Below are 22129 nucleotides of genomic sequence, written 5' to 3'. Positions count from 1 at the left end.
CTCCGACGCGGTTGGGGCCGCCTCCTCGGTGGCTGAAGGGCGGCATCGGCGGCCCGATGGGGGTCGCGCACGCATGAGAATCGATCGACGGGGTACCTGCCCCGAGACGCGAGGGACAATCCTCGCCACGGCGGCGCCTGCCCGGCGTCCGCCGTTTTTGTTTGGTCGAGGGTCGTGAGGTGGTTCGGTCGTGTGGGACTTCATCAAGGAGCGCCACCAGCAGATCCTCTACGACGCCTTCCAGCACGCCTACCTGGTCGTGCTGGCCGTCGCGGTAGCGACGGTGATCGCGGTGCTGCTGGCGGCGCTGGTCACCAAGCTGCGGCTGACCGGCCTGGCCAACACGCTCAGTGCGATCGGCCTGACCATCCCCGGCTTCGCGCTGGTCGGGCTGCTGATGCCCGCCACCGGGATCGGCGCCACCACCGCCTTCATCTGCGTGTGCTTCTACGCCGTGCTGCCGATCCTGCGCAACGCCGTCGTGGGCCTGCAGGGCGTTGACGCCACCCTGCTGGAGTCCGCCCGCGGGATGGGCATGAGCGAGCTCTCGGTGCTGGTCCGCGTCAGGCTGCCGCTGGCCTGGCCGGTGATCCTGGCCGGCATCCGCACCTCCACGCAGATGTCGATGGGCATCGCGGCGATCGCGGCGTACGTCATCGGCCCCGGTCTAGGCAGCTACATCTTCACCGGTCTGAGCCAGATCGGTGGCAAGAACGCACTCAACTACGCGCTGGTCGGGACGCTCGGCGTCGTCATCCTGGCCCTCATCCTGGACCTGGCTCTGCTGCTGGTCGGGCGCGTGACCACCTCGAAGGGAATCCGAGTCTGATGACTGCCACACCCCACCGCACCACGGCCGAGCGCCCCAGCGACGGCGACGTCAGCGGTGTCGAGATCGCCCTGGAGAACGTCGTCAAGCGCTACCCGGGGCAGAAGGCCGCCGCGGTGGATTCGCTGAGCCTGACGATCCCGGCAGGCAAGATGGTGATGTTCGTCGGACCCTCCGGCTGCGGCAAGACCACCTCGCTGAAGATGATCAACCGGTTGATCGAGCCCACCTCGGGCACGATCCGGATCGGTGGTGAGGACATCCGCACCAAGAGCGCCGACGACCTGCGCCGCCACATCGGGTACGTCATCCAGGGTGGCAGCCTCTTCCCGCACATGACGGTGGCCCGCAACATCGAGATCGTGCCCCGGATGCTCGGCTGGGACCGGAAGCGGATCGCTGCCCGCGTCGAGGAGCTGCTCGACCTGGTCGGGCTGGACCCGGCCCGCTATCGCGACCGCTACCCGCGCGAGCTCTCCGGTGGCCAGCAGCAGCGGGTGGGCGTCGCCCGCGGTCTGGCTGCCGACCCGCCGGTGATCTTGATGGACGAGCCGTTCGGCGCCGTCGACCCGATCACGCGCCAGCGGCTCCAGGACGAGTTGCTGAGCATCCAGCGCGAGCTGCACAAGACGATCGTGGTGGTCACCCACGACATCGACGAGGCGATCAAGCTCGGCGACCGGGTGCTGATCCTCCAGGAGGGTGCGCAGATCGCGCAGTACGACACCCCCGAGGCGATCCTGGCTGCGCCGGCCAACGACTTCGTGGACGACTTCGTCGGCTCCGGCTCCAGCCTCAAGCAGCTCACCCTCGCCCGGGTCTCCGACGTGGAGCTGAGCGCCAGGACGACCGCGAAGGTGGGCGAGTCCAGCGCGGCGGCCATCGCTCGGGCCGAGGAAGCCGGCGACGCTGCCGTCGTGATCCTCGACGAGCGGAACCGCCCGGTCGCCTGGCGCTTCCTGCGCCAGCTCCGACGCCACGATCGCATCCAGGACGGCGACCGGGAGAGCCTGGTCACCCTCGACCAGCGGGCCACTCTCAACGACGCGCTCGACACCATGCTGACCTCGAGTCACGGCGGCGCCATCGTCTGCGGAGACCGCGACCAGTACCTGGGCATCGTCGACTTCCACAGCGTCACCGACCACATGCGCTCGATCGAGCGTGACGCGGTGGCGGCGCAGGAGGCGAGGGCGTGACGACGACGCACGACCCGATCCCGGCCGCATCGCGGCCCGGTCTCTCGGGGGAGCCTGACGGAAACCCCGCCGTACGGCGCTCGCGGCTGCGGCTGCCCGCCGGCGAGAGCGCGGCGATGCTGCTGGTGCTCCCGGTGCTGGTCGTGCTCCTGTTCCTCGGCTTCGTGTGGTGGCGTCAGACCGCCGACCTGGACTCCATCGAGCAGTCCGCGCTGGCGTGGCCGGCGTTGCGTGCGCAGTTCGTCGAGCACATCAAGCTGACAGTGGTGGCATCGCTGATCGTGGTGGCCATCGCCGTTCCGCTCGGGGTGCTGCTGACCCGCGGCCGCGCTCGCGTCGTCGCCCCGATCGTGGTCGGCATCGCCAACGCCGGTCAGGCCGCACCCGCGATCGGGCTGATCGTGCTGCTGGCCATCTGGCTCGGCTTCACCTTCTGGACCGCGATCCTTGGTCTGGTCGTCTACGGCCTGCTGCCGGTGCTGCGCAACACCATCACCGGGCTGCAGGGCGTCGACCCGACACTGGTCGAGGCCGGTCGCGGCATCGGCATGTCCGCCGGCTCCGTGCTCCTGCGGATCGAGCTGCCTCTCGCCCTTCCGGTGATCATGGCCGGCGTCAGGACCGCGCTGGTCCTGGTGGTGGGCACCGCCGCGCTGGTGAGCTTCATCGGCGCCGGCGGTCTCGGCGACACCCTCGTCTCGGGCATCAACCTGTTCCGGTTCTCGGTGATGGTGGCCGCCTCGCTGCTCATCGCGATGCTTGCGCTGCTGGTCGAGTGGGCCGGCCGGGTGCTCGAGCTCGCCTTGCGTCCGAAGGGGATCTGATGCGTCTCAAGCGGATCGCCACCCTCGTGGTGGCCCTCGCACTCGGCGCCGCCGTCTCCGGCTGCGGCATCGGCCTCGGCACTGCCGGCGGCTACACCGCCAGCGGCACGCTGGCCGGCCCGGTCGCCGGCGTGAAGGGACTCGACGACGCGACCTTCTCGGTCGGCTCGAAGAACTTCACCGAGCAGATCCTGCTCGGGAAGATGACGGTGATCCTGCTCAAGTCCGCCGGAGCGAAGGTGAAGGACCTGACCGACATCCCGGGCAGTGCGGCCGCCCGCCAGGCCCAGCTGGCCGGTCAGGTGCAGATCGCCTGGGACTACACCGGGACCGCCTGGCTGACCTACCTCGGCAACACCAAGCCCATCCCGGACGCCCAGCAGCAGTACGCCGCGACCCGCGACGAGGATCTCAAGAAGAACAACCTGGTCTGGCTGCCGCCCGCCCCGATGAACGACACCTACACGATGGCGGTCAACCAGGCGACGGCGAAGAAGTACGGGATCACCAAGCTGTCCCAGATGGCGAAGATCCCGCCGGCGCAGCGGACCTACTGCGTCGAGTCGGAGTTCACCAACCGGCCGGACGGCCTCAACGGCATGCTCGAGACCTACGGGCTCCCACTCGGTGCGGCCGACGGGATCCCGCGCAGCAACCTGCGCACGCTGCAGACCGGCGCGATCTATGACGCCGTCGCCAAGGGCGCCTGTACCTTCGGCGAGGTCTTCACCACCGACGGCCGGATCCAGGCGCTGCACCTGACGGCGCTGGAGGACGACAAGAACTTCTTCCCCAAGTACAACGCCTCGATGGTGGTGCGCAAGGATGTGCTCGACGAGCACCCCGCTCTCCGGCAGCTCTTCGCGCCGCTGGCTCAGCGGCTGACCAACGACGTGATCGCGAAGCTCAACGCCGAGGTCGACGTGGAGGGGCGCGACCCGGCGGATGTGGCGTGGGACTGGCTGAAGCAGCAGGGGCTGGTGCGCTGATCCGCGCTGAGCCGGGCGTGCGGCGCTGGCCGGGCGTGCGACGCGGACGACCGCGGGGACGCCCTGGCGGCAGGCCTACCGCCGCGCGCGGCTCGTTCCTCGCCGGCGCGTCGTCCGGCAGCGCCGCTGCGGGCGCCCCCGCAGTCGGCCGCGTCGCCAGACCGCGATCGCGGCACCTCGGACCGCGGTGCGGCGCGGGTGCCATCGGGTGGCGTCTCTAGAAGACGTTGAGCGGGCGGAACTGGACCGACATCCGCGGGCCGGCGGCGGCGACCTTGGGGACGGCGTGCTCCCAGGTGCGTTGGCAGCTGCCGCCCATCACGAGCAGGTCGCCGTGGCCCATCTCCACGGAGATCGACTCGCCGCCGCCGCGGGGGCGTAGCGCGAGCCGGCGCGGGTCGCCGAGGCTGACGATCGCGACCATGGTGTCGTGGCTGCGCCCTCGGCCGATCCGGTCGCCGTGCCAGGCGACCGAGTCGTTGCCGTCCCGGTAGAAGCAGCATCCGGCGGTGCGGAATCGCTCGCCCAGCTCGGGCAGGTAGTGCCCGCTCAGCGCGTCCCGAGCCAGCTCCAGCATGGGGTGCGGGAGCGCGTCGTCGGCGAGGTAGGTGTGCACCAGCCGCGGTACGTCGACCATCCGGTCATACATCTGCCGGCGCTCCGCCCGCCACGGCACGGCATGGTGCAGGGTGTCGAAGACATCGTCGGCCGCGGGGAGCCATCCCCGCGCCACGTCGATCCAGGCGCCGTTGCTCAGCGGGGTCCGGCTGATGGCGTCGCAGCGTGGCGCGGCCGTCTGCGGTGCCGCGAAGAGCGTGCCCTGGAAGTCCATGCCTCCACTGTAGACACATCACTCGAACGAGTGTTCGAAGTTGGAGATTTCCGGGACGCGGCGTGTCGCGTCTCCTACGGTAAGGCGGTATGGAACAGGGGGTCACCGTGGGGGTACGCGGCCTCAAGCACGTTCAGGTGCGCGAGTACGTCAGGTCGGTCATCGCGGGCGGCTCGCCGGGATCGGCGGCGCCGTCCGAGCGCGAGCTGGTGAATCTGTTCGGAGTCGCGCGGATGACGGTGCGCCAGGCGATGGACGCGCTGGTCGCCGAGGGCCTGCTCGAGCGGGTCCCGGGCCGAGGCACGTTCGTCGCCCGCCCGCGCCGTACGGCGACGCCGGTCACCAGCTTCACCGAGGAGATGCGCCACCGGGGCATGCTGCCGGAGTCGGTCACGCTGTTCGCCCGCCGCGACCAGGCCGGTCCCGGGGTCGCGCGGGCGCTGGGCATCACCGTCGGCGACGCGATCATCCACTGGAAGCGGCTGCGTCGCGCCGACGGCGCCCCGATGTGCATCGAGGACGTCTACCTCAACGAGGTGCTGCTGCCCGGCTTCCTGCAGGGTGGCATGCCTACCTCGCTCTATGACGACCTCGCGGACCGCGGGATGCGACCGACGTGGGTGGAGGACAACATCGCCGCCGACGTCGCCACCGCCGAGGAGGCAGGGCAGCTCGAAATCGCGAGCGGGGCGGCGGTGCTGCGGCAGCAGCGCCGAGCCTTCGCCGAGGAGAGGGCCGTCGAGGTCTCCCGTTCCACCTACCGCTCGGACCGGTTCACCCTGCGGCTGCGGCTGGGCGCGGGGGAGTAGCTCACCCGTGTGAGTGGCAGAGTGACCTCCCGGTCACTGTCACACCCACGAGCGCCGCTAGAGGCCGCCGAGCGGGGCGATCATGTCGCCGCTCTCCTCGCACACCCACACCGGGTCGGGTCCGCCGAGGTCCGGCTGGATGTAGAGCGAGTGCTCCGGGGCCGCGTCGCCGCAGCTGCGGCACAGCGGCCAGCGGCCGACCGACTCGAAGAGCGCATCCTGGACGTCCTGGGCGACCAGGCCGGCGACGTACTGCACCCCGGCCGGCCACTGGTCGGCCCACCAGCCGCGCTCGGAGACGGCATCCTCGAGCAGGGAGACAGCGGTCGGGCTGTCCATCCGGCGAGCGGCGAGGTCGGCCAGCACGCGGGCGCGGGCATCGAGCAGGGTGGCGGCATCCATTGCCCTCCATCGTCCCAAACCGTTCAACCCGAACCACGGTGGTCGGCGCAAAGTTTTTCGGGGAGGGTTGTCGTGACCGCCTGCTCCCCTTCGTGGAGTGGGTGAGGACGCTCGCACGGAGCGTCACGGATCGAGGAGAGACGACATGACGCAGTACCTGCTGTCAGTGCACCACGCCGAGCTCAGCTACACCGAGGAACAGTCCCAGGAGATCTTCGCGGCTGTGGATGCCTTCAACGCCGAGCTGCAGGCCTCCTCGGCCTGGGTCTTCGCCGGCGGCCTGGAGGGCCCCGAGTCGGCCACCGTCGTGGACGGCACCGGCTCCGCCGTCACCATGACCGACGGGCCGTACGTGGAGACCAAGGAGCACCTCGGTGGCTTCTGGGTCATCGACGCGCCCGACCTCGACGCCGCCCTCGAGATCGCCGCACGCGGCTCCAAGGCGTGCGCGGTTCCGGTCGAGGTGCGGCCGTTCCAGTCGGCGCCGTGACCCAGGCCGCGACGGTCGTCGAGCGCCTCCACCAGGAGGCCTGGCCCCACCTGGTCGCCTCCCTCGCCCGCCGCTTCGGTGACCTCGACGTCGCCGAGGAGGCGGCCGGGGAGGCGTTCTTGACGGCGGTCGAGCGCTGGCCCGTCGACGGCGTACCGCCGAATCCGACGGGCTGGTTGTTCACCACCGCCCAGCGCAAGGCGATCGACCGGATCCGTCGCGAGGCCAAGAGGGAGGCGAAGCAGGTGGCGGCGAGCACCATCCACGGCGGTACGCCGGAGCCCACCGGGCCGGTCGAGGACGACACCCTGCGACTGATGTTCGTGTGCTGCCACCCGGCACTCTCGATCGAGGCTCGCACGGCTCTGACGCTGCGCCTGCTCGGTGGCCTGAGCGTGGCCGAGATCGCGCATGCCTACCTGGTGCCGGAGACCACTGTCGCGCAGCGGATCACCCGCGCGAAGTCCAAGATCAAGACCGCCCGGATCCCCTTCCGGGTGCCGTCGGCGCAGGACATCACCGAGCGGGTCCAGGGCGTGCTCGGGGTCCTCTACCTGGTGTTCAACGAGGGCTACCTGGCCAGCTCGGGCGACGACCCGATCCGGGCAGACCTGAGCGTGGAGGCCATCCGGCTGGCCCGGTTGCTGCGCCGGTTGCTACCCGCCGACGGCGAGGTCGCCGGGCTGCTGGCGCTGATGCTGCTCACCGAGGCCCGGCGCGAGGCCCGGCTGGCACCGGACGGCACGCTCGTCACGCTGGCCGACCAGGACCGCACCCGCTGGTCGCGGCAGCTGGTCTCCGAGGGCCACGCCCTGGTCCGCGAGCGGTTGGCGACGGGAGAGCCGCCTGGTCCCTACCAGCTGCAGGCGGCCATCAACGCGGTGCACACCTCGGCCGCCCGCTTCGAGGAGACGGACTGGAGCCAGGTGGTGTCGCTCTACGACCACATGGTCGCGATCCAGCCGAGCCCGATCGTGCGGCTCAACCGGGCGGTGGCACGAGCCGAGCTGCACGACCCCGCCCAGGCGCTGGCGGAGATCGACGCCCTCGACCTGGACGGCTACCACGCCTGGCACGTCGCTCGCGCCGAGCTGCTGCGCCGGCTGGGCCGCCCGGAGGAGGCGAGGATCGCCTACGAGCGGGCGATCAGGCTGGCCGGCAACCCAGCCGAGGCGGCCCACCTAGCGGGTCGTCGAGACGGCCTCGTCGGATAGCGGCGGGACGGTCTCGGTGGCCTCCACCGTGGCGATCGGCACGGCTGCGATCGGCACCGCCTCGACCGGGACCGCGGCGGGGACCGGCCGGCGGCGCGAGGTCACCGTCAGGGCCGCCAGCGCGATCAGCAGACCGGCGAGGCCGCCGTACAGGAAGCCGTCGGCCCACCCGCCGGAGTCGATCGCCTGGCCGATCGCCGGGGCGCCGAGCGCGCTGCCGAGCGTCAGCGCGGAGCCGTGCCAGCCCATCGCCTCGTTGCGAACCGACGCCGGCACAGCACGCGAGAGGTCGTCGACGGTCGCGGTGATCGTCGGTGCGCAGAACACGCCGCTGATGAAGAGCAGCACCACGAACCAGGTCTCGTTCGGCGCGACCGAGACCAGTGCGGTGGTGGCCGCGAGCAGCACCAGCAGCAGGGCGGCGGGCGGGTGCCGGTGCATCCCGCCGTACACGACGCCGCCGACTGCGGAGCCGAGGCCCCACAACGCCAGCACCCAGCCCAGCGAGCCGGCGTGGTGCAGGCTGCGCATCGCTGCGACCGAGCCGAGGTCCTCGCTGGTGAGGATGACGGTGGCGGTCAGCGAGACGAGCAGGATCATCAGCACTCGCGGGGTCACCCAGGTGCGTCGGGTGGGCCGCGGCCCGGCCGCGTCGTCGGCGTGGTGACCCAGGGGCGGGTTGGACAGCCACAGCAGGATGCCGGCGGCGAGCGCGCAGACCTGGCAGAGCAGCAGCGCGATGGGGGTCGGCATGTACGTCGCCGCCAGCACGCCGAGGATCGGTCCTACCATGAACGAGATCTCGGTGGCGACCGAGTCGATCGCCAGCACGGTGGTGCGCTCCTCCTCCGAGACCGCGGCGATGAGCACCGAGCGGATGATGGAGAAGGTCGGCACCGCCATCAGGTTGGCGATCGCGACCAGGACGAGCAGCGGCCAGTAGCCGACGAACGGGGCGATCGACCAGGCGCATGCCGTCACGACCAGGGACGGCGTGATCGAGGCCCGCAGCCCGACCTTGTCGAGCAGCCGACCGCGCCACGGGCTGCTGATCGCCAGCGCGCCGGCGGCGACCATCGAGACCACCCCGGCCTCGGCGTAGGAGCGGTGCAGATGGGTGACCACGTGCAGCGTGACGGCGATGTTGACCGCCCACAACGGAACCCGCACGAAGAAGCCGAGCACCAGCACCTGGCGCACCACGGGGTGGCGGGTGAGGGCGGCGTACGACGAGAAGGTCACACCGTCCAGGGTCCCAGCCCGAGGCGGTGGTGATCCAATCGTTATTCGGCCGTCGCCAGGTCGTTCAGCCCGGCGAGCTCCGCCTCGAGGTTGACCCGCGCCACCGGCTCCCACTGGTCGTGCCCGATGGCGGTGTGGAAGAGCCGTTCCCGCTCGAGGAGGCTGCGCAACAGGTCGGACCGCCCGTGCTGCCACTCGTCGTCGCTCAGGTGGGAGTACTCCTGCCGCACGTCGGCGGCGTACTCGGCGTAGCGGGCGGGGGAGGACGCGAGCACGGCCAGGTCGGCGTCGGAGAGCGCCGCGCCGTTGACGTCGCCGTCCTCGGGAGCGTGCGTCTCGGTGCCGCGGACAAGCCGCACCACCTCGGCGACGACGTCATCGGGGCACAGCCCCGTGAGCGCGTGCTCCGCCCGGACGGCGCTGCGCTCCTCGGCGTCGCGCTCACAGTCGTAGACCGCGTCATGGAACCAGCCGGCCAGCCGGACGGGTACGTCGTCGTACGCCGTCCCGGCGGCCGCAAGCTCATCGAGCCGTGCCAGCAGCTCGGTCAGGTGCCGCTGGTCGTGGTAGTGCCGGCCCGGCTCGGCATAGGCGGCCACGAGCTCGTCACGCAGGGATGCTGCCTGGGGCAGCGGCCAATGTTGAGGCAACTCCATGGCGGTAGACCATACGCGGTCAGGCCGAATAGGACCGCAGCCAGATGGTGTGCGGGGAGGCCTGCAGCTTGCCGAGCGCGTTCTCGGAGATCGGCTCGGTGCTGTCGGTGACGACGTACCCCTTCTCGCCCTTGGTGGCGAGGTACTGGCCCACCACGTTGGCGCCCTCGGCGGCCAGCACGTTGTTGACCTCGGCGAGCACGCCCGGGACGTTGACGTGCAGGTAGGCCAGCCGGTGGCCCTCGGTCAGCGGCGGCGGCTGCACGGCCGGCAGGTCGACCGAGAGGGCCGTGGAGCCCTCCTTCTGGAAGGCGCGGAGCTTGTTGGAGACGAAGTAGCCGATCTCCTCCTGCGCCTCCATCGTCGAGCCGCCCACGTGCGGGGTCAGGATGACGTTGTCCAGCCCGCGCAGCGGCGACTCGAACTCGTCGCCCTGGGCCTTGGGCTCGATCGGGAAGACGTCGAGCGCGGCGCCAGCGATGTGGCCCGAGAGGATGTTCTCGCGCAGCGACTCGGTGTCGACCACCATGCCGCGGGAGGCGTTGATGAAGATCGAGCGCGGCTTCATCTTGGCGAACTGCTCGGCGCCGAAGATGCCGGCGTTGCCGGGGCGGCCGTCGACGTGCAGGCTGACCACGTCCGCCTCGGCCAGCAGGTCGTCCAGCGACAGCATCCGGCGGGCGTTGCCGTGGGCGAGGCGGTCGGCGATGTCGTAGAAGATCACGTAGAGGCCCAGCGCCTCGGCGATGTTTGACAGCTGGGTGCCGATGTTGCCGTAGCCGACGATGCCGAGCGTGCGGCCGCGGACCTCGTGGCTGCCCTTGGCCGACTTGTCCCAGACGCCGGCGTGCATCTTCTGGGTCTTGTCCGGCAGCCGACGCGCCAGGCTGATGATCTCGGCGATGACCAGCTCGACCACCGAGCGGGTGTTGGAGTAGGGCGCGTTGAAGACCGCGATGCCCTTCTCGGCGGCGTACTCCAGGTCGACCTGGTTGGTGCCGATGCAGAAGCAGCCGATCGCCTGCAGGTCCGCCGCGTTGTCCAGGACCCGCGGCGTGATGTGGGTGTTGGAGCGGATGCCCAGCAGGGTGACGCCCGGCAGCGCGGCGATCAGCTCGTCCTCGGACATGCTGGCCGAGCGCAGGTCGACCTCGTAGCCGGCGCGCTCGAGGTTCTCGACGGCCAGCGGGTGGATGTTCTCCAGGAGCAGCACCTTCACGGGACAAGCCTACGGGGGCGCTGGGGTGGGGATAACACGGTGTCCACGGGGGTAACACGCTGTCCTTGCAGGTAAGTGCCTGTTGCAACAGGCACTTACCGTCCGTAACAGCGTGTTACCCCTCCCGGCCGGCTCAGTCGCCCTTCACGTTGACCAGCTGGCGCAGCGTGTGCCGGATCTCGACCAGGTCGGCCGCGTCAGCCATCACCTGGTCGATGTCCTTGTAGGCCGCTGGGATCTCGTCGATGAATGCATCCGTGTCCCGGTACTCGATGCCGGCCATCGCAGCGCGCAGCTGCTCGCGGGTGAAGGTCTTGCGCGCCCGGGTCCGGGAGTACTCCCGGCCGGCACCGTGCGGCGCCGAGTTCAGGGCCATGGTGTTGCCCAGCCCGCTGACGACGTACGACGCCGTGCCCATGCTCCCCGGGATCAGACCCGCGCGCCCGCGCTCGGCGTTGATGGCGCCCTTGCGGGAGAGCCACACCCGCTCACCGAAGTGGGTCTCCTGCTCGGTGTAGTTGTGGTGGCAGTTGATCTCCTCGGCACGCACCACGCTCGCGGCCCCGCCGCCGACCCACTCGCCGAACTGCCGCACCACCCGGTCCATCATCTCCTCGCGGTTGAGCAGCGCGTACTGCTGTGCCCACCGCATCTGGGCGATGTAGGAGTCGAACTCCTCGGTGCCCTCGGTGAGGTAGGCCAGGTCGCGGTGCGGCAGGTCGACGCCGGCGCACAGGCGCCGCGCGACGTCGATGTGGTGCTGGGCGATCTTGTTGCCGACGCCGCGCGAGCCCGAGTGCAGGAACAGCCAGACCCGGTGCTCCTCGTCCGCGGTGATCTCGATGAAGTGGTTGCCCGACCCGAGGGTGCCCAGCTGCAGCTGCCAGCGCCTGCCGTACGCCGCGGGGTCGAACCCGACCGCTTCCGCTGCCGCCGCGAGCGTCTCGAGCCGCTGCTCGGTGTGCTCGCGGCTGATCGTGCCGTTGGCCGCGCCGGCGCTCAGCGGCACGGCCCGCTCGATCGCCTCGCGGACCGGTCGCCGGTCAGCGGGCAGCCGGTCGGTGGTGAACTGGGTGCGGACGGCGATCATGCCGCAGCCGATGTCCACCCCGACGGCTGCGGGGATGATGGCACCGAGGGTCGGGATGACTGAGCCGACCGTGGCGCCGAGACCCAGGTGGGCATCGGGCATCAGGGCCAGGTGCGGGTGGATGAACGGCATCCGCGCCGTGGTGAGTGCCTGGTCGCGGGTGCCGTCCTCGAGGATCGAAGCCCAGCTGATGAGCTTCGGATTGATCTGCTTCATCGTGATTTCCTGTGTCGTAGCCCTTCTCGTACCTGCGGCCCGCGAGGTGCGGCCCGAGGGATGACGCTACGGGCCCGAAATCGGGTTGTACGAAGGGTTTACCCCGTGCTGTGGGCGCCGAGACGGTCGTTGTCACAGCCCGCGGCTAAGGTGCTCCGGTGCCTCCCGAGACCCCTGCCGCAGAGCCTGCAGCCGCATCGACGACCCCGGTCGCCGAGACGCTGGCCACGGCGGTCGCGGCGTTGGGTGGTAGCACCCGCGACGGGCAGGTCCAGATGGCCGAGGCGGTCGCGCACGCGCTGAGCGCCGAGGAGCACCTGCTCGTCCAGGCCGGCACCGGCACCGGCAAGTCGCTCGCCTACCTCGTGCCCAGCCTGCTGCACGACAAGCGGGTCGTGGTCGCCACCGCGACGCTCGCCCTGCAGCACCAGCTGGTCGAGCGGGACCTGCCGCGTCTGGTCGGCGCGCTCAAGGGGCGCCGCCTCGACACCTCCTACGCCGTCCTCAAGGGCCGCTCCAACTATGCGTGCCTGCATCGCATCCGCGAGGGCGTCCCGGACGACCAGGGCACGCTCTCGATGGACATCCCGATGGGCGACATGGCCACCAAGGTGCTCGAGCTGAGGACGTGGGCCGAGAAGCAGGCCGAGAGCCAGGACACCGGCGAGCGCGACAACGCGCCGCGCCACACCGACCGCGAGTGGCGCCAGGTGTCGGTCACCCACCGCGACTGCCTCGGCGCCGCCAAGTGCCCCTTCGGCGAGGAGTGCTTCGCCGAGCGCGCCAAGGAGAAGGCGCAGAAGTCCCACCTCGTCGTCACCAACCACTCCCTCCTCGCGATCGACGCGATCGAGGGCGTGCCGATGATCCCCGAGTACGACGCGGTCGTGATCGACGAGGCGCACGAGCTGGTCGCGCGGGTGACGCAGGCGGCGACCGACGAGCTGACCAGCAACGACATCGACCGCGCCGCTCGGCGTTCGCAGCGCCACGTCGACGGCACCGAGGCCGACGACCTGGCCGATGCCGGCGAGGCGCTTCGGGTGGCGATGGGTGATGCCAACCCGGGACGGTTCGCGTCGCTGCCGGTGGATCTGGCCGATGCGCTGGTGCTGGTCCGCGACGCGGCTCGGGCGTGCCTGTCGGCATACCCGAAGCAGAGCGGGGACGACACCCCGGATCCGGGCCTGCAGCAGGCCAAGGGCACCGTGCAGGAGGTCTTCCAGATCGCCGAGCGGATGGCCGAGCACAAGGACTCCGACGTGCTCTGGCTCGCCGAGGGCGGGGAGAGGATCCCTCCGCGGCTCTGCGTGGCCCCGCTGCAGGTGTGGGCGCAGATGCGCGAGCGGCTCCTGACCGACAAGACAGTCGTCTTCGCCAGCGCCACGCTCAAGCTGGGCGGCGACTTCGGCGTGGTCGCGGGCTCGCTCGGGCTGCGCAAGGACGACGCCGAGCTGCCCTGGCGCGGTCTCGACGTCGGCAGCCCGTTCGACTACGCCAAGCAGGGCATCCTCTACGTCGCCCGGCACCTCCCGACGCCGGGACGCGACGGCATGGCCCCCGCGGTTCTGGACGAGATCGTCGAGCTGATCGACGCCGCGGAGGGCCGCACGCTGGGGCTGTTCTCCAGCCGGCGCGCTGCCGATGCGGCCGCCGAGGCCGTACGGCAGCGGCTGCCGCACCTGACCACGCTCGCGCAGGGCGATGCCCAGCTGCCGGAGCTGGCCGCACAGTTCGTGGGCGACCCCCACACCGTGCTGTTCGGCACGCTGAGCCTGTGGCAGGGCCTCGACGTGCCCGGCGACACCTGTCAGCTGGTGCTGATCGACAGGATCCCGTTCCCGCGTCCCGACGACCCGCTGATGAGCGCGCGACAGCAGGCCGCCGACAAGGCCGGCGGCAACGGCTTCATGCAGGTCGCCGCCACGCACGCGGCCCTGCTGCTGGCCCAGGGTGCGGGGCGGCTGATCCGCACGACCACCGACCGCGGCGTCGTCGCCGTCCTGGACCCGCGGCTGGCCACCGCCCGCTACGGCGGGTTCCTCAAGGCGAGCCTGCCGCCGATGTGGCCCACGGTGGATCCGGCCATCGCTCGCCAGGCGCTGCGTCGGCTCGCCGAGTCGGCATCCTGAGGCCTCGACCTCGCTCTCAAACCGACGAGACCCCGCGCGACCCGAAGGTCGGCGCGGGGTCTCGGAAGCTTCTGGTCAGCGCTTGGCCAGCACGCTGAACTTCTCCAGCTGGTGCATGTCCTTGGGCTGGCCCTCGCAGGAGTAGAGACCGCCGACCCAGCACGTCATCCGGGTGCTGGCGTTGGTCATGGTCAGCTCGACGCGCTTGACGGTCTTGGTGCTGAACGGCACGCTGACCGCGCCCTTGCCCGACTTGGAGAGCTTGATCGTCTTCACCTTGGTGGTGCCGTTGCGCAGGAAGACCGTGACGACCGCACCCGGGCCGAGCTTCTTGTCGGCCATGTCGAGGCTGAGCCGGAGCTTGGTGTGCTTGTTCTTCAGCTTCTTGCCCTTGGGCACGAACCGCTCAGTAGCGGCCGCCAGGTGGTTGATCTGCACCGTCCCGGTGGTGTGCTTGCCGGTGGTGCGGACCTTGTGCGAGGCGGTCGGCTTGGCGAGCGGGTAGTGGTTGGCAGCGCCCTCACTGTAGGTGTGCGCAGGGTTGCGGTTGGCTGCCGCGAACTGGGCGAAAGCTCGCTGCAGCGGCAGGCCGGCCGCCTTCAGGGCGCCGGTGATGGCCTGCAGTGAGTAATGGTCGGATCCGCTGGTGGCTGCGGCGCGCTCCCACATCGAGCGGATGATCGTCGGCAGCTTCGGCAAGCCTGGACCGCCCTGGGCCTGGGGGCGGTGCTCGGTGACCCAGCGGAAGAAGATCCAGCCGCCGTACACGCCGAAGGTGGTGTTCTTGTCCAAGGACAGCGTGGGCTTCCCGAGCGGACCGAAGGGCAGGTACTGGGTGTTGTCGTTGATGCTGTTGAAGACCTCGTCCTCGACCCACACCGCCGTCGACTCCATGAACCAGGAGTCCTCGGTCGCGTCGTAGGCGAACTGCACGGCGTGGAAGAACTCGTGCGCGGCCGTCACGTCCAGGTTGCTGATCGGCGTGCCGCGGCTGCCGAACTGCGCGGGCGAGAAGTCGTTGTCCAGCACGCAGAACGCCGGCGTGTCGTGCGCGTTCGAGCCGGCCCGCGGCTCGGGAGCGCAGTAGCCGTAGTAGCCCTGTGAGCCGACGTCGGCCAGGTAGATGTCGGTGCGGCTGTCGCCGCCCATGGTGCCGTCCGACTCGGGCATCCGGTAGCCGGCCGCCTTGTACGTGCTGTAGATGTGCTCCAGCGTGGAGAGCACGACCGCGGGTGTGACGGGTCCACGCGGATTGGGCGCGTCGCCCGTGGAGGTATAGGGCGTGTCGGAGTAGTGCACGCAGATCGGCAGCGTCGCCGAGCACGTCCTCTTCTCGTTCGTCAGGCGCGGACGGCTCAGCGACGACTCCGCCTGCTTGCGCGCTGCGCCTCGCAGCGCGTCGTGGGTCAGCGCGAGGCGGCGCATGTACATGGTCGCGTCGCCCGAGGTGTCACCATCCGCGTCCCCGCTGGCCGAGATGCGCGGGAGCAACGGCAGTGACGAATGCGATGCGACCTGGGCCTGAGCCGGGGTGCTGGTCGTGATCGCCAGCCCCGACGCCACCAGGGCGAGGAGCGCGACAACGAGTGCGACGGGGCGGGGGAAGGCGCGTTTCACTCGGGCAGTCTAGGTGTCAGCTCCCAAACTGCCACGACGCCGCCGATCACGACCATCCAGCCGACCATCACATCGAGCACCCAGTGGTTGGCCGTCCCGACCACGACGGCGGCGGTCACGAAGGCGCCGATCCAGCCGAGGACCTTCACGATCCGCCAGCGGGCGTAGCGCTGCAGCACCAGAGCACACCACAGCGACCAGCCGGCATGCAGCGAAGGGAACGCCGCCAGCTCGTTGGTGATGTGGCCCATCCCCTTGGGCGCGGACGCATCGCCGCCCCACCAGCCCTGGTCGGCGTGCAGCGCGAGCACGTCGGTGAAGCCGTCCATGAACCGCGGGGGAGCGGTGGGCAGCATGAGGTAGAGGGTGAGCGCGAAGATCGTGGCCACCATCAGTGCGCGGCGAGCCGGGACGTAGGCATCGCGGCCCTTGAAGTAGACCCACACCAGCACGCCTGCGGTGACGATGTAGTGGGCGGTCGCGTACCAGAAGCAGGCCAGCAGGCCGATGGTGTCGTGCCGGACGAAGAACTCGTTGATCGGGTGTTCCCAGTTGAGCCGCACCGCACGTTCGATGCGCAGCAGCTCGTTGGCCCGATGGACCGCCGCCTCCCGGTCGTTGCTGGCGAGCAGCCGGGAGGAGGTGTAGCCGACGTAGAGGACCGTGATGAGGACCAGCTCGCGCAGGCCGGCGCCGACCGGGGCGAGCCGACGCCAGAAGGTACGCCGGAACCCCGGCGTACCGATGATCGCCTCGCTCTCGGCGATCACGTTCTCCCGCACTCGTTGCTCCCTCACGACAGTGGGACCGGGGCTGCCCGATCCCACTGATCCTATGCCGGTGCTCTCACAGACTTCTCAGAACCGCCGTGACCTTGCCCAGGATGCTCGCGTTGGTGCCATCGATCGGCTCCAGTGCGGAGTTGTGCGGGATCAGCCAGACCTTGCCGTCCTTGCGACGGAACTCCTTGACGGTGGCCTCCCCGTCGAGGAGGGCCGCGACGAACTCGCCGTTGCTCGCGGTCTGGGTCTGCTGGATGACGATGTAGTCGCCATCGCAGATGGCCGCCTCGATCATCGAGTCGCCCTTGACCCGCAGAAGGAACAGCTGGCCGTCGCCGACGAGTTCCTTGGGCAGCGGGAAGACCGCCTCGGTCTGCTCCGCGGCCAGGATCGGGGCGCCGGCCGCGATGGTGCCGACCAGCGGGATGTAGCGGGCCTCGGGCATCGCGTCGCCGATGTCGGTCTCGTCGTAGGACGACTCCTCGGCGCTGCTGATCGCCTTGCGGGCGGCCAGCACCTCGGGCAGGAAGACCTCGAGCGCACGCGGCCGGTGCGGATCGCGCTTGATGAAGCCCTTCTGCTCCAGCACCTTCAGCTGGTGGGCCACCGAGCTGGTCGACGTCAGGCCCACGGCGGAGCCGATCTCGCGCATGCTCGGCGGATAGCCGCGCTTCTCGATGCAGTCACGCAGGTGGGCCAGGATGCGCTGCTGGCGCGGCGTCAGGCCGGTGGCGTCCGGCGGGCCATCGGGCAGCTCGGCGAGGTTGGTCTCCGTCGGCTCCTGCTTCGAGGTCATGGGCCGAACGTAGTGCTCGGTCACGCCCCGTTCAAACATCTGTTCGAACTCGGCGTGTCGGCGACGACGCGGCGAACGCTCGTCGGCGCTGGCGTCGACCGCGGACGCCGCGCCGGGTGGTAGCCAACGCCGTCGATCGAACGCGCGTTCGACACGCCGGGCCGACGCGATTGCTTGAATGCGTTCGAACACCTGATCTAGTCTCGCTCATGTGTTCGATCGAACGTTTGATCGAAACGGCTTCTTCAAAACTGTCAGAGGTCGTCGGTAGACATCGGATCGAACACGCAAGGTCCCGACTTCCCCAGGAGACTGACATGAGCACCATGACTCTCGACCAGCTGCTCGACTCGCCGCGTCGCACGCCGCGCCCGGACTCGGCGCAGGCCGCTCGGCCGATCCGTCAGGGCGCCGCCGTCAGGCTCACTCGTCGCGGTCGTGTCGTGGTGTTCGTGGCCGCCCTGCTTGTCCTGCTAGGGCTCGGTCTGCTGATCTCCAACGGCGCGGGCGCCGCGCTCCACTCCGGCACGCCCGAGGCGACCCACTCGGTGGTCGTCGCACCGGGCGACACGTTGTGGGACCTCGCGTCCAAGGCTGCGCATGGTGGTGACGTGCGGGCGATGATCGATCACATCGAGCAGATCAATGGTCTTTCTGGTGTGAGCCTGTCGGCCGGTCAGACCCTGCGGATTCCGGACTGACCGGAGCCGTGCTCAGGGCTCGCAGTACGCGGGCCAGCAGCAGGAGTGCTGCGAACAGGCAAGCCGCAGCGCCTACGGCTGCGAGTGCCAGCAGTGCCCACGCCCGCCCCTCGCCGCCGCGGGCGTCGGAGCCGAAGTCGATGGCGGCGTAGACCAGGTAGCCCCAGGCGACCACGGCGACGGTCGTTCCGAGCGAGAGCGCGAACACGTCCCGACGGAACCTGCGCGGCGGCCGCGCACCCTTGCGAGCACCTCTTCGCTTGCCTCCGCTGCGCTCCGCCACGGCGACATTCTCCCCTCTCCGGGCGTCGTTCGTTGCCCGTTCAGCGCGACACGCCGGGACGGCGCGCCGACACTTGCAAGCCTCGTGGTCGCGGCGTAGGCTCACCACTACATCTAGTACTTACACCGGTGTAGTTATCCACATCTAGTTCACAATTGAGCGGCGTGGTTGCACATCTCACAGCCGGTTCTCCACAGCTGAAGCGACATCGTCCACAGCCGAATCCACACATCGACCTTGCCGAGACCCTTGAAGGAGGACTGCGATGCACTGCCCCTACTGCCGGCACGGCGACACCAAGGTCCTCGACTCGCGGGTGGCTGAGGACGGCGGCTCGATCCGGCGGCGTCGACAGTGCCAGGGCTGTGAGAAGCGGTTCAGCACGGTCGAGCTGATGCAGCTGACGGTGTTGAAGCGTTCCGGTGCGACCGAGCCGTTCACCCGGGACAAGGCGGTGGCCGGCGTGCGCAAGGCGTGCAAGGGCCGCCCGGTCACCGAGGACCAGCTGGCCTGCTTGGGCCAGGAGGTCGAGGACGCGCTGCGTACCAGTGGCTACGCCGAGGTGCCGGCCCACGAGGTGGGGATGGCGATCCTGGCGCCGCTGCGCCAGCTCGACGAGGTCGCCTACCTCCGCTTCGCCAGTGTCTACCGGCAGTTCGAGTCGGCGGACGACTTCGAGGACGAGATCGCGGTGCTCCGCACCGAGCGCAGGCTGCGCTCGACGGCGGAGGACATGCAGCCGGTCAGCACCGGCTGACACAGACCGCCCGGGCAGGCCGTGGGGAAGCGTGCCTGCCCGGGCTTCCAAGCAAGACAGAGCGCAACGACGTACGAATGACAATCACGCGACAAGGGGACAAGGCAATGACCGAGACGGTGAGCGGCGCGGGTCACAAGGCCCGCTCCGGTGCGGGGCTTCACCTCGAGCGGGTGTTCAGCACCGAGGGTGTTCACCCCTACGACCAGATCACCTGGGAGCGACGCGATGTCGTCCAGACCAACTGGAAGACCGGGGAGACGGTCTTCGAGCAGCGCGGCGTGGAGTTCCCGGACTCCTGGTCGGTCAACGCCTCCACCATCGTCACCACCAAGTACTTCCGTGGTGCTGTCGGGACGCCGCAGCGTGAGACCAGCCTCAAGCAGCTGATCGACCGCGTGGTGAAGACCTACACCAAGGCCGGTGCCGAGCACGGCTACTTCGCCACCGACCAGGACGCACAGGTCTTCGAGGAGGAGCTGACCTGGCTGCTGGCCAACCAGTACTTCGCCTTCAACTCCCCGGTCTGGTTCAACGTCGGCACCCAGTCGCCCCAGCAGGTCAGCGCCTGCTTCATCCTCTCGGTCGACGACTCGATGGACTCGATCCTCAACTGGTACAAGGAGGAGGGCTTCATCTTCAAGGGCGGCTCCGGCGCCGGTCTGAACCTCTCCCGGATCCGTTCCTCCAAGGAGCTCCTCTCCTCTGGCGGCACCGCATCGGGCCCCGTCTCCTTCATGCGCGGTGCCGACGCCTCGGCCGGCACCATCAAGTCCGGCGGCGCCACGCGTCGTGCGGCCAAGATGGTCGTGCTCGATGTCGACCACCCCGACATCGAGGAGTTCGTGATGACCAAGGCGCGCGAGGAGGACAAGATCCGCGCCCTGCGCGACGCCGGCTTCGACATGGACCTCGGCGGCCACGACATCACCTCGGTGCAGTACCAGAACGCCAACAACTCCGTGCGCGTCACCGACGAGTTCATGCGCGCCGTCGAGGAGGGCAGGAAGTTCGGTCTCCGGGCGCGCATGACCGGTGAGGTCATCGAGGAGGTCGACGCCCGCGAGCTGTTCCACAAGATCGCCGTGGCCGCGTGGGAGTGCGCCGACCCGGGCCTGCAGTACGACGACACCATCAACGACTGGCACACCAACCCCGAGACCGGCCGCATCACCGCATCGAACCCGTGCTCGGAGTACATGTCGCTGGACAACTCCTCCTGCAACCTGGCCTCGCTGAACCTGTTGAAGTTCCTCAAGGACGACGACACCTTCGACGCCGAGCGCTTCGCCCAGGCCTGCGAGTTCGTCTTCACCGCGATGGACATCTCGATCTGCTTCGCCGACTTCCCGACCGAGGCGATCGGCCAGACCACCCGCGACTACCGCCAGCTCGGTATCGGCTACGCCAACCTCGGCGCCCTGCTGATGGCGATGGGCCTCGGCTACGACTCCGAGGGCGGTCGCACGATGGCCGCGGCCATCACCTCGCTGATGACCGGCGTCTCCTACAAGCGCTCGGCCGAGCTGGCCGGCGTCGTCGGTCCCTACGCCGGCTACGCCCGCAACGCCGAGGCGCACCAGCGGGTCATGCGCAAGCACCAGGCCGCGAACGACGTCGTACGCTCGATCAACCCGGCGGACCGCAACGTCCTCGAGGTGGCGACCAAGGCGTGGGCCAAGGTCATCGAGCTGGGCAAGGCCAACGGCTTCCGCAACGCCCAGGCCTCGCTGCTCGCCCCGACCGGCACCATCGGCTTCATGATGGACTGCGACACCACCGGCATCGAGCCCGACTTCTCGCTGGTGAAGTTCAAGAAGCTCGTCGGCGGCGGCTCGCTGCAGATCGTGAACCAGACCATCCCGCGGGCGCTGCGCCGGCTGGGCTACCAGGCCGAGCAGGTCGAGGCGATCGTCGACTACATCGCCGAGAACGGCCACGTCATCGACGCCCCCGGCCTGAAGCCGGAGCACTACGAGGTCTTCGACACCGCGATGGGCAAGCGTGCCCTGCAGCCGATGGGCCATGTCCGGATGATGGCGGCCACCCAGCCGTTCCTGTCCGGCGCGATCTCGAAGACGGTCAACCTGCCGGAGTCGGCGACCGTCGAGGAGATCGAGGACGTCTACCTGCAGTCCTGGAAGCTGGGCCTCAAGGCGACCGCGATCTACCGCGACAACTGCAAGGTCGGCCAGCCGCTCTCCGACGCCAAGGCCGAGGACAAGAGCGTGAAGGCCGCCGACGCGGTCGTGGAGACCAAGGTCGTCGAGAAGGTCGTCTACGCCCCGACCCGCAAGCGCCTGCCGAAGTCGCGGGTCTCGCGCACCACCTCCTTCACGGTGGGTGGCGCCGAGGGCTACATGACCTCCGGTGCGCACGACGACGGCACGCTCGGCGAGGTCTTCCTCAAGCTCGGCAAGCAGGGCTCGACCCTGGCCGGCGTGATGGACGCCTTCTCGATCGCAACCTCGATCGGTCTGCAGTACGGCGTCCCGCTGGAGACGTTCGTCTCGAAGTTCACCAACCTGCGCTTCGAGCCGGCCGGCCTGACCGACGACGCGGACGTGCGGATGGCGCAGTCGATCATGGACTACATCTTCCGTCGCCTGGCTCTGGACTACCTGTCCTTCGAGGACCGGGCCGCCCTCGGCATCTACTCGGCCGACGAGCGCCAGCGCTACCTGGAGACCGGCTCCTACGACGTGGTCGAGGAGACCGGGTCCGCCGCGGAGCTGATCGAGGACGCCCCGTCGATCACGCCGAAGCAGTCGACCTCGGCCCATCTGCTCTCGCAGGACGAGCTGGACGTGCTCGAGACCGAGGCCGAGGAGGCCGTCACCGCGGCTGCCACCGACGCCCCCAAGGCCGCCCACACCACCGCCGAGCTGCTCGAGCAGATCTCCGGCATGGCCGTCGACAGCCCGCTCTGCTTCACCTGCGGCACCAAGATGCGCCCCGCCGGCTCCTGCTACGTCTGCGAGGGCTGCGGCTCGACCAGCGGCTGCAGCTGAGGTGAGCAGGCAGGGAGTGTCACGGCTGGATCGGTCAGC

Annotated in this window: 21 protein-coding genes; 11 read left to right on the top strand and 10 right to left on the bottom strand. The window is 69.7% G+C overall.

Annotation, left to right across the window (positions count from 1 at the left end):
- The first annotated feature begins 190 nt into the window (after positions 1-190).
- Genes H036_RS0101095 through H036_RS0101080 form a run of 4 tightly spaced genes read left to right on the top strand, consistent with a single transcriptional unit; the run spans position 191 to position 3841 of the window.
- Entirely contained in the window at positions 191-829 is a 639-nt protein-coding gene (locus H036_RS0101095; RefSeq protein ID WP_017932920.1) for an ABC transporter permease, read from the top strand.
- Positions 829-2028 (top strand): ABC transporter ATP-binding protein, encoded by a 1200-nt coding sequence (locus H036_RS0101090; protein WP_017932919.1) that lies wholly within the window; start codon positions 829-831, stop codon positions 2026-2028. Before H036_RS0101095 ends, H036_RS0101090 begins: the two co-directional genes overlap by 1 nt.
- Positions 2025-2852, top strand: a complete 828-nt coding sequence (locus H036_RS21440; protein WP_017932918.1) for an ABC transporter permease — start codon at positions 2025-2027, stop codon at positions 2850-2852. Before H036_RS0101090 ends, H036_RS21440 begins: the two co-directional genes overlap by 4 nt.
- Positions 2852-3841: a glycine betaine ABC transporter substrate-binding protein gene (locus H036_RS0101080; RefSeq protein ID WP_017932917.1), complete on the top strand. Its 990-nt coding sequence runs from the start codon at positions 2852-2854 to the stop codon at positions 3839-3841. The genes H036_RS21440 and H036_RS0101080 overlap by 1 nt, the downstream gene beginning before the upstream one ends.
- A gap of 217 nt (positions 3842-4058) precedes the next feature.
- Here the strand turns inward: H036_RS0101080 and H036_RS0101075 are convergent, their stop codons facing one another.
- Positions 4059-4673, bottom strand: coding sequence for an alpha-ketoglutarate-dependent dioxygenase AlkB (locus tag H036_RS0101075; protein ID WP_017932916.1), 615 nt, complete (start codon positions 4671-4673; stop codon positions 4059-4061).
- A gap of 89 nt (positions 4674-4762) precedes the next feature.
- Between H036_RS0101075 and H036_RS0101070 the strand changes: the two genes are divergently transcribed.
- A complete protein-coding gene (locus H036_RS0101070) occupies positions 4763-5482 on the top strand; it encodes a GntR family transcriptional regulator (RefSeq protein ID WP_017932915.1) in 720 nt (239 codons plus the stop codon).
- Positions 5483-5539: 57 nt separating this feature from the next.
- Here the strand turns inward: H036_RS0101070 and H036_RS0101065 are convergent, their stop codons facing one another.
- Complete coding sequence (locus tag H036_RS0101065) at positions 5540-5884, bottom strand: hypothetical protein (RefSeq protein WP_017932914.1); 345 nt, start codon at positions 5882-5884, stop codon at positions 5540-5542.
- 145 nt (positions 5885-6029) lie between these two features.
- On the opposite strand from H036_RS0101065, the gene H036_RS0101060 reads away from it, so the two are divergent.
- Positions 6030-6374, top strand: coding sequence for a YciI family protein (locus tag H036_RS0101060; RefSeq protein WP_017932913.1), 345 nt, complete (start codon positions 6030-6032; stop codon positions 6372-6374).
- Positions 6371-7588, top strand: a complete 1218-nt coding sequence (locus tag H036_RS0101055; protein WP_017932912.1) for an RNA polymerase sigma factor — start codon at positions 6371-6373, stop codon at positions 7586-7588. The genes H036_RS0101060 and H036_RS0101055 overlap by 4 nt, the downstream gene beginning before the upstream one ends.
- Here the strand turns inward: H036_RS0101055 and H036_RS0101050 are convergent.
- From H036_RS0101050 to H036_RS0101035, 4 genes are all read right to left on the bottom strand, one after another.
- Entirely contained in the window at positions 7556-8830 is a 1275-nt protein-coding gene (locus tag H036_RS0101050; RefSeq protein WP_017932911.1) for an MFS transporter, read from the bottom strand. The two genes, H036_RS0101055 and H036_RS0101050, sit on opposite strands and share 33 nt — an antisense overlap.
- 41 nt (positions 8831-8871) lie before the next feature.
- On the bottom strand, positions 8872-9486 hold the full coding sequence (locus tag H036_RS0101045; protein ID WP_051068571.1) for an HD domain-containing protein: 615 nt from the start codon (positions 9484-9486) through the stop codon (positions 8872-8874).
- A gap of 19 nt (positions 9487-9505) precedes the next feature.
- Positions 9506-10705: a phosphoglycerate dehydrogenase gene (gene serA, locus H036_RS0101040; RefSeq protein WP_017932909.1), complete on the bottom strand. Its 1200-nt coding sequence runs from the start codon at positions 10703-10705 to the stop codon at positions 9506-9508.
- A gap of 133 nt (positions 10706-10838) precedes the next feature.
- A complete protein-coding gene (locus H036_RS0101035) occupies positions 10839-12011 on the bottom strand; it encodes an RtcB family protein (RefSeq protein ID WP_017932908.1) in 1173 nt (390 codons plus the stop codon).
- Positions 12012-12169: 158 nt separating this feature from the next.
- Here H036_RS0101035 and H036_RS0101030 point away from each other — a divergent pair, with 158 nt between their 5' ends.
- Positions 12170-14143: an ATP-dependent DNA helicase gene (locus H036_RS0101030; protein WP_017932907.1), complete on the top strand. Its 1974-nt coding sequence runs from the start codon at positions 12170-12172 to the stop codon at positions 14141-14143.
- Between the two features lie 75 nt (positions 14144-14218).
- Here the strand turns inward: H036_RS0101030 and H036_RS0101025 are convergent, their stop codons facing one another.
- From H036_RS0101025 to lexA, 3 genes are all read right to left on the bottom strand, one after another.
- On the bottom strand, positions 14219-15760 hold the full coding sequence (locus tag H036_RS0101025) for an MXAN_6640 family putative metalloprotease (RefSeq protein ID WP_017932906.1): 1542 nt from the start codon (positions 15758-15760) through the stop codon (positions 14219-14221).
- A complete protein-coding gene (locus tag H036_RS21435) occupies positions 15757-16542 on the bottom strand; it encodes a phosphatase PAP2 family protein (RefSeq protein ID WP_017932905.1) in 786 nt (261 codons plus the stop codon). Before H036_RS21435 ends, H036_RS0101025 begins: the two co-directional genes overlap by 4 nt.
- 64 nt (positions 16543-16606) lie before the next feature.
- The gene (gene lexA, locus H036_RS0101015; protein ID WP_017932904.1) at positions 16607-17338 is read right to left on the bottom strand and encodes a transcriptional repressor LexA; all 732 of its coding nucleotides are present in this window, start codon (positions 17336-17338) and stop codon (positions 16607-16609) included.
- Positions 17339-17655: 317 nt separating this feature from the next.
- Here lexA and H036_RS21430 point away from each other — a divergent pair, with 317 nt between their 5' ends.
- Complete coding sequence (locus H036_RS21430) at positions 17656-18039, top strand: LysM peptidoglycan-binding domain-containing protein (protein WP_017932903.1); 384 nt, start codon at positions 17656-17658, stop codon at positions 18037-18039.
- Here the strand turns inward: H036_RS21430 and H036_RS25200 are convergent.
- Positions 17981-18322, bottom strand: a complete 342-nt coding sequence (locus H036_RS25200) for a hypothetical protein (protein ID WP_157416921.1) — start codon at positions 18320-18322, stop codon at positions 17981-17983. The two genes, H036_RS21430 and H036_RS25200, sit on opposite strands and share 59 nt — an antisense overlap.
- A 265-nt stretch (positions 18323-18587) precedes the next feature.
- On the opposite strand from H036_RS25200, the gene nrdR reads away from it, so the two are divergent.
- Together nrdR and H036_RS0101000 are read left to right on the top strand one after the other, a co-directional pair.
- Entirely contained in the window at positions 18588-19079 is a 492-nt protein-coding gene (nrdR, locus tag H036_RS0101005; RefSeq protein ID WP_017932902.1) for a transcriptional regulator NrdR, read from the top strand.
- Between the two features lie 107 nt (positions 19080-19186).
- Complete coding sequence (locus H036_RS0101000; RefSeq protein ID WP_017932901.1) at positions 19187-22090, top strand: vitamin B12-dependent ribonucleotide reductase; 2904 nt, start codon at positions 19187-19189, stop codon at positions 22088-22090.
- Positions 22091-22129 lie beyond the last annotated feature (39 nt).

The sequence above is a fragment of the Nocardioides sp. Iso805N genome (genome assembly GCF_000364605.1).
Lineage (GTDB): Bacteria > Actinomycetota > Actinomycetes > Propionibacteriales > Nocardioidaceae > Nocardioides.
This window is presented reverse-complemented; position numbering and strand designations above follow the sequence as displayed.

Excerpts from the sequence above, each read along its gene's own strand:
- H036_RS0101090 (WP_017932919.1), top strand. The coding sequence starts at position 829 with ATGACTGCCACACCCCACCGCACCACGGCCGAGCGCCCCAGCGACGGC.
- H036_RS0101080 (WP_017932917.1), top strand. The coding sequence starts at position 2,852 with ATGCGTCTCAAGCGGATCGCCACCCTCGTGGTGGCCCTCGCACTCGGC.
- H036_RS0101075 (WP_017932916.1), bottom strand. The coding sequence starts at position 4,673 with ATGGACTTCCAGGGCACGCTCTTCGCGGCACCGCAGACGGCCGCGCCA.
- H036_RS0101070 (WP_017932915.1), top strand. The coding sequence starts at position 4,763 with ATGGAACAGGGGGTCACCGTGGGGGTACGCGGCCTCAAGCACGTTCAG.
- H036_RS0101065 (WP_017932914.1), bottom strand. The coding sequence starts at position 5,884 with ATGGATGCCGCCACCCTGCTCGATGCCCGCGCCCGCGTGCTGGCCGAC.
- H036_RS0101060 (WP_017932913.1), top strand. The coding sequence starts at position 6,030 with ATGACGCAGTACCTGCTGTCAGTGCACCACGCCGAGCTCAGCTACACC.
- H036_RS0101045 (WP_051068571.1), bottom strand. The coding sequence starts at position 9,486 with ATGGAGTTGCCTCAACATTGGCCGCTGCCCCAGGCAGCATCCCTGCGT.
- H036_RS0101035 (WP_017932908.1), bottom strand. The coding sequence starts at position 12,011 with ATGAAGCAGATCAATCCGAAGCTCATCAGCTGGGCTTCGATCCTCGAG.
- lexA (WP_017932904.1), bottom strand. The coding sequence starts at position 17,338 with ATGACCTCGAAGCAGGAGCCGACGGAGACCAACCTCGCCGAGCTGCCC.
- H036_RS21430 (WP_017932903.1), top strand. The coding sequence starts at position 17,656 with ATGAGCACCATGACTCTCGACCAGCTGCTCGACTCGCCGCGTCGCACG.
- nrdR (WP_017932902.1), top strand. The coding sequence starts at position 18,588 with ATGCACTGCCCCTACTGCCGGCACGGCGACACCAAGGTCCTCGACTCG.
- H036_RS0101000 (WP_017932901.1), top strand. The coding sequence starts at position 19,187 with ATGACCGAGACGGTGAGCGGCGCGGGTCACAAGGCCCGCTCCGGTGCG.